Annotated in this window: 21 protein-coding genes; 10 read left to right on the forward strand and 11 right to left on the reverse strand. The window is 62.0% G+C overall.

Features of this window, described 5'->3' with window-relative positions:
* Positions 1 to 2: 2 nt before the first annotated feature.
* The 5 genes from ccmE to ccmA form a co-directional block, all read right to left on the reverse strand.
* Complete coding sequence (gene ccmE / locus AACW30_RS19280) at positions 3 to 458, reverse strand: cytochrome c maturation protein CcmE (protein WP_106576791.1); 456 nt, start codon at positions 456 to 458, stop codon at positions 3 to 5.
* Positions 455 to 631 (reverse strand): heme exporter protein CcmD, encoded by a 177-nt coding sequence (ccmD, locus tag AACW30_RS19285; RefSeq protein WP_106576792.1) that lies wholly within the window; start codon positions 629 to 631, stop codon positions 455 to 457. The genes ccmE and ccmD overlap by 4 nt, the downstream gene beginning before the upstream one ends.
* A complete protein-coding gene (locus AACW30_RS19290) occupies positions 628 to 1,383 on the reverse strand; it encodes a heme ABC transporter permease (protein ID WP_106576793.1) in 756 nt (251 codons plus the stop codon). The genes ccmD and AACW30_RS19290 overlap by 4 nt, the downstream gene beginning before the upstream one ends.
* An 81-nt stretch (positions 1,384 to 1,464) precedes the next feature.
* The gene (ccmB, locus tag AACW30_RS19295; protein ID WP_003189951.1) at positions 1,465 to 2,133 is read right to left on the reverse strand and encodes a heme exporter protein CcmB; all 669 of its coding nucleotides are present in this window, start codon (positions 2,131 to 2,133) and stop codon (positions 1,465 to 1,467) included.
* Entirely contained in the window at positions 2,130 to 2,765 is a 636-nt protein-coding gene (gene ccmA / locus AACW30_RS19300; RefSeq protein WP_106576794.1) for a cytochrome c biogenesis heme-transporting ATPase CcmA, read from the reverse strand. The genes ccmB and ccmA overlap by 4 nt, the downstream gene beginning before the upstream one ends.
* 200 nt (positions 2,766 to 2,965) lie before the next feature.
* Here ccmA and fliK point away from each other — a divergent pair, with 200 nt between their 5' ends.
* Both fliK and AACW30_RS19310 read left to right on the forward strand, forming a co-directional pair.
* Positions 2,966 to 4,543 (forward strand): flagellar hook-length control protein FliK, encoded by a 1,578-nt coding sequence (fliK, locus tag AACW30_RS19305; protein WP_106577282.1) that lies wholly within the window; start codon positions 2,966 to 2,968, stop codon positions 4,541 to 4,543.
* Entirely contained in the window at positions 4,540 to 4,869 is a 330-nt protein-coding gene (locus tag AACW30_RS19310) for an EscU/YscU/HrcU family type III secretion system export apparatus switch protein (protein ID WP_053255183.1), read from the forward strand. Before fliK ends, AACW30_RS19310 begins: the two co-directional genes overlap by 4 nt.
* A 129-nt stretch (positions 4,870 to 4,998) precedes the next feature.
* Here the strand turns inward: AACW30_RS19310 and AACW30_RS19315 are convergent, their stop codons facing one another.
* Both AACW30_RS19315 and moaB read right to left on the reverse strand, forming a co-directional pair.
* Complete coding sequence (locus AACW30_RS19315) at positions 4,999 to 6,186, reverse strand: molybdopterin molybdotransferase MoeA (protein ID WP_200623328.1); 1,188 nt, start codon at positions 6,184 to 6,186, stop codon at positions 4,999 to 5,001.
* 22 nt (positions 6,187 to 6,208) lie between these two features.
* A complete protein-coding gene (moaB, locus tag AACW30_RS19320) occupies positions 6,209 to 6,748 on the reverse strand; it encodes a molybdenum cofactor biosynthesis protein B (protein ID WP_169368563.1) in 540 nt (179 codons plus the stop codon).
* A gap of 75 nt (positions 6,749 to 6,823) precedes the next feature.
* Here moaB and mobA point away from each other — a divergent pair, with 75 nt between their 5' ends.
* Together mobA and AACW30_RS19330 are read left to right on the forward strand one after the other, a co-directional pair.
* Entirely contained in the window at positions 6,824 to 7,426 is a 603-nt protein-coding gene (gene mobA, locus AACW30_RS19325) for a molybdenum cofactor guanylyltransferase MobA (protein ID WP_124416829.1), read from the forward strand.
* Between the two features lie 79 nt (positions 7,427 to 7,505).
* Positions 7,506 to 7,727, forward strand: a complete 222-nt coding sequence (locus tag AACW30_RS19330; RefSeq protein WP_065901933.1) for a YgdI/YgdR family lipoprotein — start codon at positions 7,506 to 7,508, stop codon at positions 7,725 to 7,727.
* A gap of 55 nt (positions 7,728 to 7,782) precedes the next feature.
* On the opposite strand, the gene AACW30_RS19335 is transcribed toward AACW30_RS19330, so the two are convergent.
* The 3 genes from AACW30_RS19335 to AACW30_RS19345 all read right to left on the reverse strand — a co-directional run bounded on the left by AACW30_RS19335 (position 7,783) and on the right by AACW30_RS19345 (position 9,392).
* On the reverse strand, positions 7,783 to 8,673 hold the full coding sequence (locus AACW30_RS19335) for a pseudouridine synthase (RefSeq protein WP_200623058.1): 891 nt from the start codon (positions 8,671 to 8,673) through the stop codon (positions 7,783 to 7,785).
* Between the two features lie 72 nt (positions 8,674 to 8,745).
* On the reverse strand, positions 8,746 to 9,081 hold the full coding sequence (locus tag AACW30_RS19340) for a hypothetical protein (RefSeq protein WP_017529348.1): 336 nt from the start codon (positions 9,079 to 9,081) through the stop codon (positions 8,746 to 8,748).
* Positions 9,082 to 9,155: 74 nt separating this feature from the next.
* Positions 9,156 to 9,392, reverse strand: coding sequence for a glutaredoxin family protein (locus AACW30_RS19345; RefSeq protein ID WP_106576797.1), 237 nt, complete (start codon positions 9,390 to 9,392; stop codon positions 9,156 to 9,158).
* 325 nt (positions 9,393 to 9,717) lie between these two features.
* Between AACW30_RS19345 and AACW30_RS19350 the strand changes: the two genes are divergently transcribed.
* Positions 9,718 to 11,436 (forward strand): cation:proton antiporter, encoded by a 1,719-nt coding sequence (locus tag AACW30_RS19350; protein ID WP_200623060.1) that lies wholly within the window; start codon positions 9,718 to 9,720, stop codon positions 11,434 to 11,436.
* Here the strand turns inward: AACW30_RS19350 and AACW30_RS19355 are convergent.
* Complete coding sequence (locus AACW30_RS19355) at positions 11,423 to 12,631, reverse strand: ammonium transporter (protein WP_200623062.1); 1,209 nt, start codon at positions 12,629 to 12,631, stop codon at positions 11,423 to 11,425. The two genes, AACW30_RS19350 and AACW30_RS19355, sit on opposite strands and share 14 nt — an antisense overlap.
* A 361-nt stretch (positions 12,632 to 12,992) precedes the next feature.
* On the opposite strand from AACW30_RS19355, the gene AACW30_RS19360 reads away from it, so the two are divergent.
* From AACW30_RS19360 to AACW30_RS19380, 5 genes are all read left to right on the forward strand, one after another.
* Positions 12,993 to 13,307, forward strand: coding sequence for a DUF883 family protein (locus AACW30_RS19360; RefSeq protein WP_106576799.1), 315 nt, complete (start codon positions 12,993 to 12,995; stop codon positions 13,305 to 13,307).
* Between the two features lie 4 nt (positions 13,308 to 13,311).
* Positions 13,312 to 13,698 carry a phage holin family protein gene (locus tag AACW30_RS19365; protein WP_064451560.1) on the forward strand — a complete coding sequence of 129 codons (387 nt, stop codon included), beginning with the start codon at positions 13,312 to 13,314 and terminating at the stop codon, positions 13,696 to 13,698.
* A complete protein-coding gene (locus AACW30_RS19370) occupies positions 13,695 to 14,030 on the forward strand; it encodes a hypothetical protein (protein WP_106576800.1) in 336 nt (111 codons plus the stop codon). Before AACW30_RS19365 ends, AACW30_RS19370 begins: the two co-directional genes overlap by 4 nt.
* Positions 14,031 to 14,122: 92 nt before the next feature.
* Positions 14,123 to 15,286, forward strand: coding sequence for an EAL domain-containing protein (locus AACW30_RS19375; RefSeq protein WP_200623066.1), 1,164 nt, complete (start codon positions 14,123 to 14,125; stop codon positions 15,284 to 15,286).
* Positions 15,287 to 15,357: 71 nt separating this feature from the next.
* The gene (locus AACW30_RS19380; RefSeq protein WP_106576802.1) at positions 15,358 to 16,689 is read left to right on the forward strand and encodes a deoxyguanosinetriphosphate triphosphohydrolase; all 1,332 of its coding nucleotides are present in this window, start codon (positions 15,358 to 15,360) and stop codon (positions 16,687 to 16,689) included.
* The last annotated feature ends 136 nt before the right edge of the window (positions 16,690 to 16,825 follow it).

Genomic DNA, 16,825 nt, shown 5'->3' on the forward strand with positions numbered 1-16,825 from the left:
ACTTAGCCCTCCTTTGCTGGGGTTGGAGCGGGTTGGCCGCTGTCTTTCAGGGCCTTGGTGACTTCCGGCGGCATGTATTTCTCATCGTGCTTGGCCAGCACTTCATCGGCCACCACCACGCCGTCGGCATTGAGCTTGCCGAGGGCGACGATGCCCTGGCCTTCGCGGAACAGGTCCGGGAGGATGCCGCGATAGGTGATGGTTACGGCCTTGTTGAAGTCGGTGACCACGAAGGTGACGTCGAGGGAATCACCGGAACGTTTCAGCGAGCCCTTCTCCACCATGCCGCCCGCGCGAATGCGCGTGTCTACCGGCGCTTCGCCGTTGGCGATCTGGGTCGGGGTGTAGAACAGGTTGATGTTCTCCCTCAGGGCGCTCATCGCCAGGCCCACGGCAACACTCACACCGACCAGGATGGCCAGGATGATCAACAGACGCTTTCTACGCAGCGGATTCACTTATCGGTCTCCCGGCGCAAACGGCGCGCCTCTTGTTGCAGGTAACGCTTGCGGGCCAGGATCGGCGCGGCGACGTTGAGGGCCAGCACTGCCAGGCAGATGCCATAGGCCGTCCAGACATACAGGCCGTGGTGGCCCATGGCGAGAAAATCACTGAAAGAGTTGAAACTCATCCCCGCGCTCCCAGGCTGTTTTGCACTTCAGCCTTGACCCAGCTGGTGCGGGCCTCACGCTTGAGCACTTCCAGACGCATGCGCATCAGCAGCACGGCGCCGAAGAAGCAGTAGAACCCCAGCACCATCAGCAGCAGCGGCGCCCACATTTCCACGGGCATCGCCGGTTTTTCGGTCAGGGTGAACGTGGCGCCCTGGTGCAGGGTGTTCCACCACTCCACCGAGTATTTGATGATCGGGATGTTGATCACGCCGACAATCGCCAGCACCGCGCAGGCCTTCGCGGCGCTGTCGCGGTTGCTGATGGCATTGCCCAGGGCGATAAGGCCAAAGTACAGAAACAGCAGGATCAGCATCGAGGTCAGGCGCGCGTCCCACACCCACCATGAACCCCAGGTCGGCTTGCCCCAGATGGCGCCAGTGACCAGCGCCACGGCGGTCATCCACGCGCCGATGGGCGCCGCGCATTGCAGGGCGACGTCGGCCAGCTTCATCTTCCACACCAGCCCGACCACGCCGCACACGGCCAGCATCACGTAGCAGGACTGCGCCAGCATCGCGGCAGGCACGTGGATATAGATGATGCGAAAGCTGTTGCCTTGCTGGTAGTCCGGCGGTGCGAAGGCCAGGCCCCAGACCAGGCCGATGCCGATCAGCAACACGGCGGCGACGCTCAACCACGGCAGCAGCTTGGCGCTGATGCCGTAAAACCATTTGGGCGAGCCGAGCTTGTGAAACCAGGTCCAGTTCATTGCTGTTTCCATCACGGTGGTTTCTCGTCTTGGCGAGAAACTCAGGGTCTTTACTGGTTAATAACGCTTAACCAGACCTTATTATTCGCCGACGCTGATCTTCAGGCCAGCCGCTATAGCAAAGGGTGTCAGGGTTACCGCCAGGGCGGTCAGGCTGCCAAGCCACAGGAGGTAACCGGTCGCCGGCATGCCCATGAGCGCGGCCTGCAAGGCGCCGCTGCCCAGGATCAACACCGGGATATACAAAGGCAGAATCAGCAGGGCCAGCAACAGGCCACCCCGCTTCAAACCGACGGTCAACGCTGCGCCCACCGCCCCCAACAGGCTGAGCACCGGCGTACCGAGCAACAAGGACAGCAACAATACCGGCAGGCATTCGACGGGCAAGCCCAGCATCATCGCCAGCAACGGTGAGAGCAAGACTAGCGCCAAGCCGGAAAAAGCCCAGTGTGCCAGTACCTTGGCCAGAACCAGAAGTGGCAGCGGGTGCGACGAAAGGACCCACTGTTCGAGGGAACCGTCTTCGAAATCGCTGCGAAACAGCCCGTCCAGCGAGAGCAGCACCGATAAAAGCGCAGCGACCCACACCAATCCTGGGGACAAGGTTTGCAACAGTTTAGTCTCGGGACCGACCGCCAACGGGAACAAGGCGATGACGATGGCAAAGAACACCAGCGGATTGGCCAATTCAGCCGGGCGACGGCACAACAGCCGTGCTTCACGGGCGACCAACAGCGCGAACACACTCATACCGACCACCGGCCCAAATCCAGATCACGGTAACCGGCGGGCATGCGCGTCAGCGTGTGGTGCGTGGTGAGCACCACTGAACCGCCCTGCTCGCAGTGCCGGGCCAGGTGTTCTTCGAGCTGGGCGACGCCTTGTTTGTCGAGGGCGGTGAACGGTTCGTCGAGAATCCACAGCGGCGGGCCCGGCAGGTACAAGCGCGCCAGCGCTACGCGGCGCTGCTGGCCGGCGGACAGGGTATGGCAGGGAACATCTTCAAAGCCTTTGAGGCCGACGGCCGCCAGGGCTTGCCAAATGGCATCACGGGAGGCCGGGTGATGCAGGGCGCTGAGCCAGCTGAGGTTCTCTTCCGGCGTGAGCACGTCCTTGATGCCGGCGGCGTGGCCGATCCAGACAAGGTTGCGGGCCAACTCAGTGCGTTGTTCGTTGAGCGGCTTACCGTTGAGACGCACACCCCCTGCCGTCGGCTGCATCAAACCGGCCAGCAGGCGCAGCAAACTGGTCTTGCCGCTGCCGTTGGGGCCGCTGATTTGCACCATGTCGCCGCCCGTCAGACGCAGTTCGAGGTGTTCGAACAGCATCCGCAGGTCGCGTTCACAGGCGAGCGCTACGGCTTCAAGAAGAGGGCTGGTCAAGAGATCGCGGGCCTTTACGGTTCAAGTCGGCGGTGCAGCGGCCGTTATAGAGAGATGCACAATAACGGCTTTGGCGACCGATTTTAGAGAGCTGGATCAAATAGTTGTGAGGTTTTTACCGCTCTCTTTGCAGACGGGCGGCATTATACATGTGATGCCCTACTCTAAAGAGGGCAATTTCCCCAGAGACGATGCGCACGATGACCGGTGAGATCAACCTTCCTACGCTGCCTCCTGCCCCGGCGCCCGGGCCTGCCCCGCTGCCGCCGACCGGCGAGTTGCTCAAACTGCTGGAGCCGCAGGCCGGACTGATCGACCCTGGGAAAACCGCCAACGCCGAGGTGATCGCGCTTAAACAAGGCGGCGATGCGTTTCAGCTGTTGCTCAAATTGACCCTTGAAGGCGGCCGCCAGACCCTGGTGCAAGCCAGCAGCGCCCAGCCTCTGCCGTTGGGCAGCAATGTAGCGGTGAGCCAGACGCCAGCCGGCAACCTGACGCTCTCGCTGCAGCAGGCCTTGAGCGCCAACGTGGCCGCCCTCACCCGTATCGACACCACGCAAATGCCGGTGGGCACGCTGTTGCAAGCCAAGGTGCTGACCACCCAGATGTTGCCGCAAGGCACCACGCAACCGGCGATCTACCGCTCGCTGGTGACGGTGCTCAACAACGCCCTCGCCGGCACCACGCTGACGTTGGAAAGCCCGCAGCCACTGCGGGTGGGCAGCTTGCTCAGCGCCGTGGTGCAAAATGCGCAGACCTTGAACTTCGTGCCGTTGAGCGGGCTCAAGGATCAATTGGCGGTGGCCCAACAGCTTTCCACCCAGCAAAGTCGTCAAGGCTCGCTGGACGTGGTCTTCACCGCCCTGCAAAACCTGCCCACCGACGACAGCACGTCCACCGACCTGCGCGCCGCGGCGGCGCGGTTGCTGGCGGCGTTGCCCGACCTGGCACAAGTGAGTAACCCCAAGGTGTTGGCGCAGCTGGTACAGAACAGCGGCGCGTTTCTGGAGGCCAAGTTACTCGCCGGGCAAAACCCGCAAATCCCGCCGCTGGACATGAAAGGCGCATTGCTGCGCCTGGTCGCCGACTTGCTGCCGGCACTGCCCAGTGCCACCAACCTCAATGCCATCCTCGCCGCCAATACCCTGGCCCAGGTACTGCCCAATTTTGTGCGTAACCCGCTGAATACGCTCGGCCAGATCGGCGCGCGCCAGGCACCCGCCGGCTTTCCGCTGCCGGATCGGTTGATGCAGCGCCTGGAAGGCGAAAGCGACCTGGAAAACCTGCTGCGCCTGGCCGCCGGTGCGATTTCGCGCCTGCAGAGCCATCAGCTGTCGAGCCTGGAGCAAACCGGCACCACCGCCGATGGCCGCTTGCAAACCACCTGGCAACTGGAAATCCCCATGCGCACCTTGCAGGACATCGTGCCGTTGCAGGTCAAGTTCCAGCGCGAGGAACCGACGCCGGACAAGGACCAGCCCGAACGCAAAGACAAGAAAGACCCCAAGCAGATGCTCTGGCGCGTCGAGTTGGCGTTCGACATGGAGCCGCTGGGGCCATTGCAGGTTCAGGCGCAACTGACCCAGGGCAAACTGTCCAGCCAGCTATGGGCAACCCGGCCCTTTACCGCCAGTTTGATCGAAAGCCATTTGGGCCATTTGCGCGAGCGCCTGGTGACCTCGGGCCTCAACGTCGGCGACCTGGATTGCCACCTCGGCACCCCACCGCGCGGACCAAGAACCGGCCTGGAACAACGCTGGGTGGATGAAACCGCATGAAAAATCCAACCCCACCACGCCAGGCGATTGCCCTCAAGTACGACGGCCAGCAAGCACCGACCCTGACGGCCAAGGGCGACGATGCATTGGCCGAAGCCATTCTGAAGCTGGCGCGGGAAAATGAAGTGCCGATCTATGAGAACGCCGAGCTGGTGAAGCTGCTGGCGCGCATGGAGCTGGGCGACAGCATCCCCGAAGAGTTGTACCGCACGGTGGCAGAAATTATCGCGTTTGCGTGGACGCTGAAGGGCAAGTTCCCGGTAGGCTACGACCCGAACGCCGAGCCGGTGGAGCGGGATGTGACTGAGCGTGGGGATGATTACTGAGCATCTCAGACATTCACGCATACACATGTGGGAGCTGGCTTGCCTGCGATAGCGGTGTGTCAGCTTGCTCATCTGGAACAGGTAGACCGCTATCGCAGGCAAGCCAGCTCCCACAGTAATTCTCTATTGTCAGTTCAGGACTTCACTCAGGGGAATGAAATTGACCCGATCCCCAATAGCCAGCGTCGTCCCCTCCAACACCTCCACAAACCCTTCTGCCCACGCCGCGCTGCGCAGCACGCCGGAGCTCTGGTTGCGGTAGATGATCGCCTTGCCTTGCTCGATACGCCCGCGCAGGTACTCGCGGCGGTTGCCCGGCTTGGGCCAGGTGAAACCCACCGGCACTTCGAAACGCAACGGCTCGACATCTTGCACGCCTTGGCGGCGCAGCAGATAAGGCCGCGCCAGCAGCGCAAAGGTCACCAGGGTCGAGGCCGGGTTGCCGGGCAGGCCGATCACCGGCACACCGCGAAAATGCCCAAAGGTCAGCGGTTTACCTGGTTTGATCGCCAGCTTCCACAGGGCCAACTCGCCCTCCTCACGCAGGGCGATACCGAGAAAGTCAGCCTCGCCCACCGACACACCACCGGTCGACAGAATCAGGTCGACAGTGCCCAGGTCCGACAGGCGTTTGCGGGTTTTCTCCAGGTCATCCGGCAGAATCCCGGCGTCGATCACCTCGCAGCCCATGCGCGCCAGCCAGCTGCATAGCACGCGTCGGTTGCTGTTGTAGATCTGCCCCGGGCCGAGCGGCAAACCGGGCTCGATCAACTCGTCGCCGGTGGACAACACGGCCACGCGCACGCGGCGCACCACGTTCAAGCGGTCGTGCCCCAGTGAGGCGGCCAGGCCCAGCTCGATCGGGCCCAGGCGAGTGCCGGCGCTCAACACCAACTCGCCGACGGTGGTTTCCTGGCCTTGCGGGCGGATGTTCTGGTGCGCCTGCAACGGCTCGGTAAAGCTCACGCGTTCGTCGGCGTGGACCACGGCGTTTTCCTGCATCTCTACGCAATCGGCGCCTTCGGGCACCGGCGCACCGGTAAAGATGCGCGCGCAGGTGCCGGCGGCCAACGGCTGCGGCGCCTGGCCGGCGAAGATGCGCTGGCTGACGGGCAACGGCTCGCCGTTCCAGTCCGCCAGGCGCAGGGCGTAACCGTCCATGGCGCTGTTCGGCCAAGGCGGCAAGTCGAGCGTAGAGATCAGGTCTTGCGCGAGCACGCGGCCGTCGCAGTCGGCCAGCGGCACCACGTGCGGCTCACGGATCGGCGCGGCTTCGGCCATGTCCAGCAGTTGGCGCAGCGCGTCTTCCACTGGCATCAGGGCGCCGGTTTTGCCGGGCTTATCCACGGGATTCGCAGGGTTCGGCCTGCTTCAAGTGAGGAACGAAGTTGCAGGGGCGATGACGGTTGTCCAGTTGCTCGGCGAGGATGCCGTCCCAGCCGGTACGCACCGCGTTGGTCGAACCCGGCAGGCAGCACACCAGCGTGCCATTGGCCAGGCCGGCCAGGGCGCGCGATTGCACGGTGGAGGTGCCGATATCGGCCACGGAGATCTGGCGGAACAGTTCGCCAAAGCCGTCGACGTGTTTGTCGAGCAGGCAGCTCACCGCTTCGGGCGTGCTGTCGCGCCCGGTGAAGCCGGTGCCGCCGGTGATCAGCACCACTTGCACCACGTCTTCGGCGATCCAGTGGGCGACTTTCGCGCGGATTTTGTAGAGGTCGTCCTTGAGCAGCACGCGCTCGGCCAGGGTGTGGCCGGCGGCGGTCAGCCGGTCGACGAAGACCTGGCCCGAGGTGTCGGTGTCCAGGGTGCGGGTGTCGCTGACAGTCAGTACAGCAATATTCAGGGGTACGAAGGGCGCATCAGCCTTGGCATTCATGGCTCGGTCCGGTTGTCGAAGGAACAGCCCGATGTTATATCACAGGGCCCTATTACCTGCCGCAGCGGAACCGCCATGTCTCTCGATTCTTCGCCCCTGCCCTGTTCGATTCTGCTATTGGCCGGTGGCCGTGGCCAACGCATGGGTGGTCAGGACAAGGGCCTGCTGGCGTGGCACGGCCAGCCGTTGATTGCCCACCTGCAACGCCTGACCCGGGCGCTGACGGATGACCTGATCATCTCGTGCAATCGCAACCATGACCTGTATGCGCCCTACGCCGACCAGTTGGTGAGCGACGACAGCCCGGACTTTCCCGGCCCGCTGGCAGGCATCCGCGCCGGGCTCGCCGCCGCGCGCCATGCGCAGCTGCTGATACTGCCCTGCGACGTGCCAAACATCGACGCGGCGCTGCTTGCCGATCTGCGTGAAACTGCACGCCGCACGCCGCAGGTGCCGGTGATGGTGCGCCAGGGCGAATTCTGGGAACCCTTGATTTGCATCATCCCAACCCACCTTAAAACTGAGGTCGAACGGGCCTGGGACGCTGGTGAACGCAGCCCGCGCAAGATTCTGCTGCAACTGGGCGGCGTGGGCCTGGAGTGCCCGGCCAATGACCCGCGCCTGGCCAACCTGAATACACCTGAACTGTTGCACGCAGCCTGCGGCGTGTCAGAATGAACCTCGCACAAGGAACTTTGTCGACGCGCCGCGCGTCACAAGGTCAGCAATTTCAAAGCATTCTCTCGGAGACACACTCATGACTCAACGGACCATCGCCGCTCTCATGCTTGCACTGGGCCTCGCTACTCTCGCCGGTTGCGCCTCGCCTACAGTGATCACCCTGAATGACGGTCGCGAAATCCAGGCCGTCGACACCCCTAAATTCGATAAGGCTTCGGGCTTCTACGAGTTCGAACAACTTGACGGCAAGCAGACTCGCATCAACAAGGATCAGGTTCGCACCGTTAAAGACCTGTAAGTCTTAACGCTGGACCCACAAGGCCCGCCTCGCGCGGGCCTTGTCGTTTCCGCAATTACCAGTCGAGGGTGATCAGGCTGCGGAAATCGCGTTGCTCACCGGTGACCGGGTCGATAAACCGCACGCCCTGGGCCAGCAGTTTGAGCGGGTTGGCGTAATCGTCCTCGGCGTCCTTGATGACGTCGGGGTAGAACGGGTCATTGCAGATACTCGCCCCCAGCGCGGTCATGTGTACGCGCAACTGGTGTTTCTTGCCGGTCACGGGGAACAGGCCGTAACGCCACAGGTCGGCGTTTTTCTCACGGACTTCTACCGCCGTCTCGGTGTTGCTGACGCCGGGGCCTTCCTGCATGCGAAAGAACGGTTCGCCCTCCACCAGACGGCTTTTGTGAACCATGGGGAAGGTCAAATCAGGCAACGCGGGAGCGATGGCTTCATAGAATTTGTCGATGCGCCGTGTTGGAAACAGCTGTTGATAGGCTGAACGGCTGCGCGGGTTGGCCGAAAACAGCACCAGCCCTGCGGTGTGCCGGTCGATGCGGTGCAAGGGCACCAGAGCAGGGTTATCCAGGCGCCGGATCAAGCGGCGCAACAGGGTCTGTTCAACGTACTCGCCCGCCGGGGTTACCGGGAGAAAATGCGGTTTGTCGGCGACCACCAGGTGCTCGTCGGCATACAGGATGGTTTCCTCAACCGGAATGACTTTCTCATTCGGCACTTCACGGAAGTAGTAAATGCACAGGCCTTCCTTGTAGGCCAAATCCATTTGGATCGGCGTGCCGTTGATGTCGAGTACACGGCCACGGGCGATGCGGTCCAGCCAGCGTTCACAGCCAATCGCAGGGAAATGCTCACACAGACACTCCAGCACCGTCGTCCACGGGCCAGGTGGCAAATACAACGTGCTGGCTTGGTGTTGCGACGCGGAAAAACCGGAAGATGACATGACAATGCTCGAGGCCTGGAAAATCAGGCGGGCATTATCCCGCATGGAGCGCGATGGAGCCTAGGGCGGATCTCAGGCCTTGGCCAATTGCGCGCGCAGGATCGGCGAAGCGCTGGCCGCTTCGGTGAACTCCTTGAGCCAACGCAGTACGTCCACCGCTTCCCAGCGACCGGGATCGTAAAGCGCGTACAACAACCCTTGGTAACCCACTACATCCAACTGTTTGTGATAGCCGGCGCGCTGGAACAACGCTTCGATCTCGGCAAAGCAGGTATTGAAATGCACTTTGTTAAACGGCGTCTTGCCTTCCGTGACCAGGCCGTCGAGGCGCAGCTCGTTCACCGCGTCGCGCACGACGTCGGCGGACATGCGATTGACGCTGCTTTTCAATTGTTCAACATTCACCACGGGCGTTCCCTCTATTCAATCGCTGTACAAACATACAGTAACGTAATATTTGGAAACTCGCCATCGGAGAACGCCTAGGACAGGAAGGCAACCACCTGTGCTGTGTCGAATGGCCAGTCCAGCTCGGCCCCGGTATCCACCCGGCGAAGCACCGGAATCCGCAGGCTGTAGGCGTCTGTAAGGTCATCGGGATCGGTGATATCCACCAGTTCCACCAGCAACCCGTGTTCGACGAGCGGCATGATTTCGACTTCGGCAATCTCACAAAGATGGCAACCCAGGGTGCCGAACAACTGGCATTCAGGAAGCATGGCGAATTGGCCTGATCAGGAAACAGGCAACCATTCTAAGCCTGCCAAATACCGGTGGCGAGCGGGCTGATCTGCGTTGGTTGGCGAAACGGCTCAGGCGGCTGGTGTGTTTGTTCAGGATGGACTCGCAGGCAGGCTTCAGGGGCGCTTCGCGCCCCAACGCGGGGCAAGCCCGCTCGCCACAGCAAGCCCGCTCACCACGACGGGCCCGCTGGCCACAACTCGCCCGCTTGGAATGGAAAGCCTGACCCAGATCACCATGGCCTATAACTGATTCAGCGATTCTCGCGCCTTTTTGTCCGCTCAACCTGCAAGGAAGCCGCCTGTGTTTGCCAATCTGCTGATCATTCTGGCCTCATCCCTGGTGGTGATAGCGCTGTTTCGCCGCCTGCAATTGCCGCCCGTGCTGGGTTACCTGTGCGTGGGCCTGGCGTTGGGGCCCACCGCTCTGGATTGGGTGAATGACAGCGAAGAGCTGCCCGACCTTGCCGAATTGGGGGTGGTGTTCCTGCTGTTTTCTTTGGGGTTGGAGTTTTCCCTGACCAGGATGCTTGCCCTGCGCAGCGTGGTGTTTGGCTTGGGCAGTTTGCAGGTGCTGGGGTGTGCAGCCTTGCTGGGAGGGCTGTTGATGGGCTTCGGTCTGTCGCCAAGCGTCGCGCTGATGCTCGGCGCGGGGCTGGCATTGTCCTCCACCGCGATTGTCAGCAAGGAGCTGAGCAGCCTGGGGGAAATCTTCAGCAGCCACGGCCAGAACGCGATTGGCGTATTGCTGTTCCAGGATGTGGTGGCGGTGTTGCTGCTCACGTTGGTGCCGGTGTTTGCCGGCAGCAGCGAACACGCCTGGTATTGGGCGCTGCCGCTGACGCTGGGCAAAACCGTGCTGTTGTTCGTCGGCTTGCTGTTCGCCAGTCGTTGGTTGCTGCCCCGCCTGTTCCACGAAGTTGCCGCGTCCCATTCGGCTGAACTGTTTGTGCTGTTGGTGCTGGTGATCGTCTTGCTCACCGCCTGGCTCACGCATTTGCTCGGCCTCTCCCCTGCCCTCGGGGCTTTTCTGGCGGGCATGCTGTTGGGGGAAAGCCATTACCGGCATCAGATTGAAGCGGACATACGGCCATTTCGCGACATTCTGCTTGGGCTGTTTTTCGTCAGCATCGGCATGCTTATCGACCTGCAGCTGTTCGTCAGCCACAGCCTGCTGATCCTCGGCCTGACCCTCGCGCTGATGCTGATCAAGGGCTGTGTGGTGGCAGCCCTGGTCAAGCTGCGCGGCAGCGACGGTGAAACCGCATGGCGCAGCGGCCTTGCCCTGGCGCAAGGCGGCGAATTCTGCTTCGCGTTGATGGCGCAGATGCAGCAGAGCCGGCTGATTCCGGACGAATTCAACGGTTTGCTGCTGGCCGCCACCTTCTGCTCGATGCTGCTGACCCCGCTGTTGCTGCGCGCCGCACCGGGCGTCGCCCTGCGCCTGCACCGCAAGCCCAACCAGCAGGTGCAACTGGAGGAAATCACCGCGCTCAATGCCGACTTACATGGCCACGCGGTGATTTGCGGGTATGGCCGCGTCGGGCAATCCATCGGGCGCTTTTTGCGCCGGGAACATCAGGCGTTCATCGCCCTGGATGACGACCCCGAGCGCGTGAAAGAGGCCGCCACCGAAGACAGCAGCGTGCATTACGGCGACTGCCGCCGTGGGGCGCTGCTCAGTGCGGTCGGCCTGGAGCGCGCGCGGCTGGTGGTGATTGCCGTGGATAACAGCGATGTGGCCCTGACCGTCCTGAAAGAAGCCAGGAGGATCAACCCGCACGTCCCCGTGCTGGTGCGCACGCGCGATGACAGCCAACTGGCCGAGTTGAAAGCTGCGGGCGCCAGCGAAGTGGTGCCCGAGCTACTGGAATCGAGCCTGATGCTCGCCTCCCACGCCTTGATCCTGCTGGGCCTGCCGGACCACCAGGTGCAGGCGCGGGTGGATGAGGTGCGCCATGACCGTTATCGCCTATTGCACGGCTTTGATGCGCAGACCGAAAAACCGATCAATCCTGACTGACCGCCCCAATCTTGTGGATCGACAGGTCCGCGCCGTAGTACTCCTGCTCCTGGCTCAGGCGCAGCCCGTGCACGCGCTTGATCACGCCGTACACCAACAGCCCGCCGACCAGCGCCACCGCCACGCCCAGTGCCGTGCCGATCAACTGGCTGATCAGGCTCACACCGCCCAGGCCGCCAAGGGCCGTCTGGCCAAAGATGCCGCACGCAATGCCGCCCCACACGCCGCACAAGCCATGCAGCGGCCATACACCCAGCACATCGTCGATCTTCCAGCGATCCTGGGCCGCGATGAAGAACCACACAAACAATCCACCGGCCACCGCACCGGTTGCCAGCGCGCCCACCGGGTGCATCAGGTCGGAACCGGCGCAGATCGCCACCAGCCCGGCCAACGGGCCGTTATGCAGGAAGCCTGGGTCATTGCGGCCGATCACCAACGCGGCAACGGTGCCGCCGACCATGGCCATCAACGAGTTCACGGCGACCAAACCGCTGACGCCATTGAGAGTCTGCGCGCTCATCACGTTAAAGCCGAACCAGCCGACAATCAGGATCCACGAGCCCAGCGCCAGGAACGGAATGCTCGACGGCGCAAAGGCCACCAAGCGCCCTTCCCGGTATCGACCATTGCGCGGTCCCAGTAGCAGCACCGCCGCCAGCGCCAGCCAGCCGCCCATGGCATGCACCACCACGGAACCGGCAAAATCGTGAAAGCTGGCACCAAAGGTTGCCAGCAGCCAGGCTTGCAGGCCGAAGTTGCCGTTCCACACCATACCTTCGAAAAACGGGTAGATAAACGCCACGATCAGCGCGGTGGCACACAGCTGCGGAGCGAACCTGGCGCGCTCGGCAATCCCCCCGGAAATAATCGCCGGAATCGCCGCTGCAAACGTCAGCAGGAAGAAAAACTTCACCAGGCCGTAGCCATGATCGGCGCTGATCACCGCCGCCGGTTGCATGAAGGTCACGCCGTAGGAGATCCAATAGCCTATAAAGAAATAGGCCAGGGTAGAGATAGCGAAGTCGCTGAGGATCTTCGACAGGGCATTCACCTGGTTTTTCTGGCGTACGGTACCGACTTCCAGGAACGCGAAGCCGGCGTGCATGGCCAAAACCATGACCGCACCGATCAGGATGAACAGGGTGTTGGAGCTGTGAACAAGCGTGTCCACAGCACTTTGCATATTTTCCATGGAGGTTGGCAGGCCTGCATTAAAGGCAAAAAGCACCAAAGCGGTTCAAGCCAGGGTGTCGCGCACTAAATTGGCACCACCGGTCCCACCTCTGTGCAGAAGGTGTGAACCGCTTTAGCGCAGCGATCAACACAACAGGCCGTTGCCGACAGGGTTTTTCCGCGGGTTTTGTTGATTTAGGGTAAGGTTTTTCAAGGCATCAGCCTCGGGTCGCCCGGATTCAGCGCATACCCTGGGGCAGGCGCACCAAGGCAAAGCAAAAGCTGTACCAGACAATTGCAGTGAACCTTCACCGTTACCGGTGACTCGAAAACAAACGTAACGCACCAGACGCACAGATCAGCCAATCACGGAGATAACCATGGCCCGAAGAACTGCAAAGACTGCTCAAGAAATACTGATGGCGGATTTTCAAACCTTGGTCAGTGACACTGAAAGGTTGCTGGACGACACCGCGGTATTGGCCGGCGACCAGGCCGACGAGCTGCGCACAAAGATCCACGACAGCCTGCTCAAGGCCCGCGAAACCCTGCAACTGACCGAAGATTCCCTGCGTGAACGCGGCCAGGCGGCTGTCACCGCCACCGAAGATTACGTGCAAGCCAACCCTTGGCAGTCAGTCGGCATTGCCGCCGGCGTTGGCTTTCTGATCGGTCTGCTGGCTACAAGGCGCTAATACCATGTCTATCGGCGAATCCGGCTCGTCCACGAGCTCAAGCTCCACTTCCCGACGCCTGGGCGCGGCCGTTCTGGGCTTGCTGCACAGCCACGTCGAATTGTTTGGCATCGAGTTGCAGGAGCAGAAATCCCGCACGGTCAGCTTGCTGCTGTTTGCAGGCCTGGCGCTGGTGTTTGCCCTATTGTTGCTGGTGGGGTTATCGGCGCTGGTGATGATTCTGGTCTGGGACACTTACCGTCTCACCGGGATTATCAGCCTCTGCGTGTTCTACAGCCTGGCCGCAGCATTTTGCGGAGTGCGCTTGAAAGCGGCGATATTCGATGAATCCACGCCCTTCCACGCCACCCTCGAAGAGCTGGCCAATGATCGGGAGCGCCTGCTGCCATGAGCATGACTGAAATCCCGCAAAACACCTCCCGCCGGGAAATGCGCAAGGCGTTGATCCGCCTGCGCATGGAAATGCACCGTCAGGAAATCCGCCATGAGTCTCAGCAACTGATGGTCCCGCTGAACAAAGTGCGTGACCTGCGCCATAACTGGCAGGACAGCCTGGGCATCAAGCATGCGCCGCTGTGGGGCGTGGCTGCAGTGACGCTGATGGGCTTTTTTACCGGCAAGGGCGCCAAGGCCGGCAGTATCAGCAGCGTGACGCGCTTGGTGCGGCTGGGCGCCGGTTTGATCCCGTTGATCAAATTGGCCATGGCAGGGCGCAAGGGTTAATCGCGACTGGCTGCATTCTTGCAAACAGAATCGGCCCGGCCCTCGTTACTGAGGGCCGGGCCTTTTTTCGCCAGCTCTCTTAAGGAGGCCCCGTGATCGACGGGCAACCGCTCGCCTGTTTCCAGCCATTCATCGACACTGCCACCGGGCGCATCGCCGGCGTCGAGGCACTCGGCCGTCTGCGCCAGGCTGATGGGCGCTTGCTGTCAGTCGGCCCGCTGTTTGCCGACCCGCGCACGCCAGGCGTGGCCTTGCGCCGCCTCGACCGGCAGATCCGCGACAATGCCTTGAGCCGCCTGCATGAAGCGCCTGCAGACTGGTTTCTGAGCCTGAACATCTCGCCCCGCTGGATCAACCGTCTGCGCCCCGGCCAAGCCTTGCCCAGCCTGAAGCAGGTGCATGCGCATGGCGTCGATCCGCAGCGCATTGTGTTCGAGATCACCGAACTGGGCGGTGACATCCAGCGTCTGGCCGAGGTGGTGGCGCGCTATCGTGAGGCCGGTGCACGCATTGCCATTGATGACTTCGGTGCCGGCTACTCCCAGCTTGACCGCGTGCTCGCGCTGCAGCCGGATATCCTCAAGCTGGACATGCGCCTGTTCCAGGAAGCCGCCAAGGGCGGACCAAGCAGTGAGGTCGTGCGTGCGCTGGCGCAAATGGCCGAAAAGACGGGCTGTTGGATCATCGCCGAGGGCGTGGAAACCGAGGCGCAGCTGAGCTTCGCTTTGGAATGCGGCGCGCGGTACGTACAGGGTTACCTGTTTGCCCAAGCGCAACTCGACTGGTTTGCCACCGATGCCTTCGTGCCGCAGTTTGCCCGGCTGCGCACGGTATACGTGCAGCAAAAACTGGCTGAACGCGGCCGCATCATGCAGTTGCGCCTGCAACTGGCCCAGCTGACGCTGATCCTGCAGAACTGGGCACAGGGCCAGGCGCCACTGGAACAGTTACCTCAATTGCCGGATTTCCCATGGCTGCTGCGCTTTTATCAGTGCGACCGGCATGGTACCCAGCTGACGCCCAACTTCGAATGGCGCCAGGACGCCTGGCAGGCCGACAGCCGCTACCTGGGGCATAACTGGTCGTGGCGCCCCTACTTCTATCACCTGCTGGCCGAAGGCTGGGAGGAGCGACGCCTGACTCTCTCCCAGACTTACCGCGACGCCACCACCAATCAGTATTGCCTGACCGCCGGACAATTCTTCGATAACGGTCAGCGTTTGCTGTTAATCGATATAGACGCGGCCGGCTTGTAGATTTTCGCTTGCCCCGGTGCAGCTGAACCGGGAAGCTGGGAGGGTCATTCACCGCACGGAGAGTACCCGCCTTGGATTGGCCCACCCTGCTTACCCGCGAACGTCTTGGAAAGCCTCTGCACAGCCCGGAAGAACTCGGCCGCAGCCCGTTTCACAAAGACCATGACCGTATTATTTTCTCCGGCGCCTTCCGCCGCCTGGGCCGCAAGACCCAAGTGCACCCGGTGTCCAGCAACGATCATATTCATACGCGCCTGACCCACTCCCTGGAAGTCAGTTGCGTCGGCCGTTCCCTCGGCATGCGCGTGGGCGAAACCCTGCGCAGCGCCCTGCCCGACTGGTGCGACCCCAGCGATCTGGGCATGGTCGTGCAATCGGCTTGCCTGGCCCATGACATCGGCAACCCGCCATTCGGGCATTCCGGCGAAGATGCCATCCGCCACTGGTTCCAACAGGCGGCCGGACGCGGCTGGCTGGACGACATGAGCAGCGCCGAGCGCAATGACTTTCTCAATTTCGAAGGCAACGCCCAGGGTTTTCGGGTGCTGACCCAGCTTGAGTACCACCAGTTCGACGGCGGCACTCGCCTGACCTATGCCACCCTCGGCACCTACCTGAAATACCCCTGGACCGCCCGCCACGCCGACTCGCTGGGCTACAAGAAGCATAAGTTCGGCTGTTACCAGAGCGAGCTGCCGATTCTTGAGCAGATCGCTCACAGGCTCGGCCTGCCGCAACTGGAAGAACAACGCTGGGCCCGTCATCCACTGGTGTACCTGATGGAGGCGGCAGACGATATCTGCTACGCCTTGATCGATCTCGAAGACGGCCTGGAAATGGAGTTGCTCGAATACGCCGAGGTCGAGTCGTTGTTGCTCGACCTGGTCGGTGACGACCTGCCCCAGACTTATCGACAACTGGGCGCGCAAGACTCGCGCCGGCGCAAGCTGGCGATTTTGCGCGGCAAGGCCATCGAGCACCTGACCAATGCCGCCGCCCGGGCTTTCGTGGAACAGCAGGATGCGTTGCTGGCCGGCACACTGCCGGGCGATCTGGTGGAGCACATGCATGGCCCCGCCAAGCGTTGCGTGCTGGATGCCAAGGACATGGCCCGCAAGAAAATCTTCCAGGACAAGCGCAAGACCCTGCATGAAATCGGTGCCTACACCACCCTCGAAATCCTCTTGAATGCGTTTTGCGGTGCCGCGCTGGAGCAACATGGCGGGCGCACGCCGTCGTTCAAGAACCGGCGCATCCTCGACCTGCTCGGCAACAGCGCACCGGACCCGGCGTGGCCGTTGCACGCCTCGTTCATGCGCATGATCGACTTTATTGCCGGCATGACCGACAGCTACGCCACCGAGATGGCACGGGAGATGACCGGGCGTTCGAGCCCACAATGACGCTTTCGATCACGCCGCCTGTTCCCCGAACAGAATCTGCCTACGAAGGGAACAGAGCTGCCTGATCGAATTCGTACACTCATTCAAGGAATAATCACGCCCGCTTCTGGCGGACCTGGCGAGCAATTCCTACGCG

It is taken from the genome of Pseudomonas sp. MF6747, from assembly GCF_963890955.1.
Lineage (GTDB): Bacteria > Pseudomonadota > Gammaproteobacteria > Pseudomonadales > Pseudomonadaceae > Aquipseudomonas.

Excerpts from the sequence above, each read along its gene's own strand:
- AACW30_RS19330 (WP_065901933.1), top strand. The coding sequence starts at position 7,506 with ATGACTCAACGGACCATCGCCGCTCTCATGCTTGCACTGGGCCTCGCT.
- mobA (WP_124416829.1), top strand. The coding sequence starts at position 6,824 with ATGTCTCTCGATTCTTCGCCCCTGCCCTGTTCGATTCTGCTATTGGCC.
- AACW30_RS19310 (WP_053255183.1), top strand. The coding sequence starts at position 4,540 with ATGAAAAATCCAACCCCACCACGCCAGGCGATTGCCCTCAAGTACGAC.
- AACW30_RS19290 (WP_106576793.1), bottom strand. The coding sequence starts at position 1,383 with ATGAACTGGACCTGGTTTCACAAGCTCGGCTCGCCCAAATGGTTTTAC.
- AACW30_RS19355 (WP_200623062.1), bottom strand. The coding sequence starts at position 12,631 with ATGGAAAATATGCAAAGTGCTGTGGACACGCTTGTTCACAGCTCCAAC.
- fliK (WP_106577282.1), top strand. The coding sequence starts at position 2,966 with ATGACCGGTGAGATCAACCTTCCTACGCTGCCTCCTGCCCCGGCGCCC.
- AACW30_RS19335 (WP_200623058.1), bottom strand. The coding sequence starts at position 8,673 with ATGTCATCTTCCGGTTTTTCCGCGTCGCAACACCAAGCCAGCACGTTG.
- ccmB (WP_003189951.1), bottom strand. The coding sequence starts at position 2,133 with ATGAGTGTGTTCGCGCTGTTGGTCGCCCGTGAAGCACGGCTGTTGTGC.
- AACW30_RS19345 (WP_106576797.1), bottom strand. The coding sequence starts at position 9,392 with ATGCTTCCTGAATGCCAGTTGTTCGGCACCCTGGGTTGCCATCTTTGT.
- AACW30_RS19365 (WP_064451560.1), top strand. The coding sequence starts at position 13,312 with ATGTCTATCGGCGAATCCGGCTCGTCCACGAGCTCAAGCTCCACTTCC.
- AACW30_RS19360 (WP_106576799.1), top strand. The coding sequence starts at position 12,993 with ATGGCCCGAAGAACTGCAAAGACTGCTCAAGAAATACTGATGGCGGAT.
- ccmD (WP_106576792.1), bottom strand. The coding sequence starts at position 631 with ATGAGTTTCAACTCTTTCAGTGATTTTCTCGCCATGGGCCACCACGGC.
- AACW30_RS19315 (WP_200623328.1), bottom strand. The coding sequence starts at position 6,186 with ATGCCAGTGGAAGACGCGCTGCGCCAACTGCTGGACATGGCCGAAGCC.
- AACW30_RS19370 (WP_106576800.1), top strand. The coding sequence starts at position 13,695 with ATGAGCATGACTGAAATCCCGCAAAACACCTCCCGCCGGGAAATGCGC.
- moaB (WP_169368563.1), bottom strand. The coding sequence starts at position 6,748 with ATGAATGCCAAGGCTGATGCGCCCTTCGTACCCCTGAATATTGCTGTA.